Here is a 2,998-nt window from a genome sequence, read left to right on the forward strand (position 1 = left end):
TGCCTTCGGGAGCCAGTCGATGTCGGCGAAGCCGCGCTTGAGGTAGCCGCCATATTCGGCGGACGAGCCCTCATAGCCGAACTTCGGCCAGACCTCTTTCTGGTTGTAGAGGGAGACGACGAGGTCACCGCGGATCTTCTGGAAGAACGCGGTCTCTTCGATCCGCTGCAACAGCACCACGCGATCGGCTTCCCAGGGCACCTGCACATAAGGCACCTTGTGTCGGTCGTTGGCCTCCTGGTCGAGCCTGACAACGCCGTCATTGATCAGCGACTTGATCGCGGGATCCTTGGCCGCCTTGCCGTCCCACGGCTTGACCGCGACGATGTAATAACTGTCACCCAGGAAATCGTGCGGATAGATGTCGCGCGCCATCTTCACCAGCGTCTTCAATGTCGCCGGCGTCAGCGTGGTGGCGTCATCGGCCCAGGCATCGCTGATGGTGAGGCCCGTGCTGGTGGCGATAGCGACGGTCGGTACCGCCGTTGCCGCGCCCTTCAGGAAGACGCGGCGATCATATTTGCTTCGACGATCGACTTCTCTCATGGGTTTCCTCCGTGGAATGTTTTGTCATTGTTGATTGGTCGTATTTCTTCGTTCCAGATTATGCTCTAGCCAAAACGGCCGCCGCGCTGGATCACCTCGATCTTGTAGCCGTCGGGATCGGTGACGAAGAAGAAGCGCGCCAGCGTCTTGCCGTTATGCTTGAAATCGCGCAGCGGTCCCGGCACGAGCTTTTCCCGCTCGAACCGCGCATGCTCGGCGTCGACATCGTCGACGATCACAGCAAGATGGCCGTAGCCGTCGCCGAGCGAATAGGGCTCCTTGCGGTCGAAATTGACTGTCAGCTCGACTTCAAACGGCGAGGAGGGGTGGCGCAGGTAGATCAGCGCGAAATCGTCGAACTTGAGATGATCGGCGACCTCAAGGCCGAAGGCGCGCGCGTAGAAATCAAGCGACTTCGCCTCGTCGAGCACGCGGATCATCGAGTGAACGGGTTTTGCCATTCAGTTGAGCTCCTTCAAATAGGCGATGATGGCGGCGCGGGTCTCCGGTTTGGCTTGGCGATAGGCCATGATGGAGCCGGGGATCATCGCCTGCGGGTTGGTGAGCCAGGCGTCGAGCCTGGCGTCGTCCCAGACGAAATCGGCTTGCGCGAAGCCGGGTGAATAGTGAAAGCCATCGGCCTTGCCCGCGACACGGCCGACGACCTTGAACAGTGGCGGGCCCTGGCGGACCGGATCGGTGAGGTTCGTGGTGTGGCAGGTCGCGCATTGCTGCTTGAACAGTGCGGCACCATCGGGTGGCTTGGCGGCAGGCAATGGCATTTGTGCAGCCGCGATCGTCGCGAGCAACGCACTGCAACATCCGAGTCCGATTGCTGCCGTCGCGCGTAGCCTTCTCATCCACCTCACCGCCTGTACGCGGTAACTCTAGGTCGCGCGCGAAAGGCGGTGGTAGTAGCGGGCTGTTTCACCGCAGAACAAAACGCGTCGATGAGCAGCTACGAAAATCGTGCCGGCCAAACCACGTCACGCCGCCGCATATGTGAAGCGCAATTTCGCGAAATTGCCCCGAAATCCCTGCACGATCTCCACACGACGCAGATTGCATGGCGCACGCGTCGTTTGCGACACGTTCAATCCGCGTGAAGGGGAGACCGGCGCAGCAGGCGGCGCATGGAACCGCCGAACCTTCCCGCACGGACAAAATCCAGGAGCAATGGATGAAGCTAGCGAAAACCTCTGTGATCGCGTTTGCCCTCTCGGCCGCACTCGTCGGCCCTGTCCTTGCACAAGGCGCCGCCACTGGCGGCGCGATCCGCGGCGGCGCGCAGGAAAGGAGCGTGGCGCCGGGTGGAATGACGGGTAGCGGCGATGAGGAAATGAACGCGCAGACGGCGGCTCCGACCGGAAAGACCGGCGCGAAGTCCGGCGCCAAGGGCACGGTGGGTGCCGGCGCTGGAGCCGGAGCGCACAAAGGCACGGCGACGGAACCCGCTGCTCCTGGCAGCAAGCGCTACTAGAGCGAGCTCTCTCCCTGCGATCGAACCCGTAGCCCGGGTGGAGTGAAGCGTAACCCCGGGACCGCTCACAATCCGGCGACAACTGTCCCGGGTTACGCGTTCCGCTCCACCCGGGCTACAAGCTTCACCTCTCCCGCTTGCGGGAGAGGCATAGGCCGCCTTCGGCGGCCGTTCTTAAGGACGCCGAAGCGAAGCTTCGGCTACGGCGTAGCGCCGGGTGGGGGCTCTCTCCACTCGGGGAGTCCCAATGCGGAGACACCCTCACCCCAACCCTCTCCCGCAAGCGGGAGAGGGAGCTACATCCATGCGTTTGGCATCAATCCTCGAACCCTCGCGCGCCGCGCCGTGCCTTGACGTCACCGCGGCGCTTCTTGCCTTCCAGGCGGCGATGCTTGGAGCCGAGCGTCGGCTTGGTCGGCCGGCGCGGCGTCGGTCGCACCATGGCCTCGCGGAGCAGCTCAAGCAGGCGCTCGATTGCGTCGGCGCGGTTGCGCTCCTGGGTGCGGAAGCGCTGGGCGTGGATCACGATCACGCCCTCCTTGGTCATGCGCTGGCCAGCCAATCGGACCAGCCGCGCCCGGACATCCTCGGCGAGCGCGATTCTGCTGGTCTCGAACCGTAGCTGCGCCGCTGTCGCCAGCTTGTTGACGTTCTGCCCGCCCGGACCCGAGGCGCGCACGAATCCGATCTCGATATCGTTCTCATCAATGGAGAGGTCGCGGGCAACCCGCAGCATGGCATCACCGGTGGTCGGGCAGGAATCGTCCGCCGCACCATAGCGGGTTTCGCGCCCGCTCCGCGAGCACAGACCCTCATCCTGAGGAGCCTGTAGCCCGGGTGGAGCGGAACGCCTAACCCGGGACACCTGTGTCCGCACTGCGAGCGGTCCCCGGGTTACGCTGGCGCTTCACCCGGGCTACGGCACTACGACACTCACTCAGTTCGGCGCGGACGGCTTCGCGGCTGACGGGG

General features: G+C 63.9%; 5 protein-coding genes. 1 reads left to right on the plus strand and 4 read right to left on the minus strand.

Features of this window, described 5'->3' with window-relative positions:
- From CWO89_RS42520 to CWO89_RS42530, 3 genes are all read right to left on the minus strand, one after another.
- Window positions 1-546: gluconate 2-dehydrogenase subunit 3 family protein (locus tag CWO89_RS42520; protein ID WP_130584168.1), on the minus strand; the 546-nt coding region annotated here is incomplete at its 3' end.
- A gap of 65 nt (window positions 547-611) precedes the next feature.
- Window positions 612-1,007: a VOC family protein gene (locus CWO89_RS42525; protein ID WP_130584169.1), complete on the minus strand. Its 396-nt coding sequence runs from the start codon at window positions 1,005-1,007 to the stop codon at window positions 612-614.
- Window positions 1,008-1,328, minus strand: a complete 321-nt coding sequence (locus CWO89_RS42530) for a c-type cytochrome (protein WP_165421577.1) — start codon at window positions 1,326-1,328, stop codon at window positions 1,008-1,010. It abuts the gene before it with no gap.
- A 398-nt stretch (window positions 1,329-1,726) separates the two neighbouring features.
- Between CWO89_RS42530 and CWO89_RS42535 the strand changes: the two genes are divergently transcribed.
- Window positions 1,727-2,026, plus strand: coding sequence for a hypothetical protein (locus CWO89_RS42535; RefSeq protein ID WP_130584170.1), 300 nt, complete (start codon window positions 1,727-1,729; stop codon window positions 2,024-2,026).
- A 316-nt stretch (window positions 2,027-2,342) separates the two neighbouring features.
- Here CWO89_RS42535 and arfB read toward each other — a convergent pair whose 3' ends face one another.
- Complete coding sequence (arfB, locus tag CWO89_RS42540) at window positions 2,343-2,762, minus strand: alternative ribosome rescue aminoacyl-tRNA hydrolase ArfB (protein ID WP_130584171.1); 420 nt, start codon at window positions 2,760-2,762, stop codon at window positions 2,343-2,345.
- Window positions 2,763-2,998 lie beyond the last annotated feature (236 nt).

It is taken from the genome of Bradyrhizobium sp. Leo170 (genome assembly GCF_004296405.1).
Classification (GTDB): Bacteria; Pseudomonadota; Alphaproteobacteria; order Rhizobiales; family Xanthobacteraceae; genus Bradyrhizobium.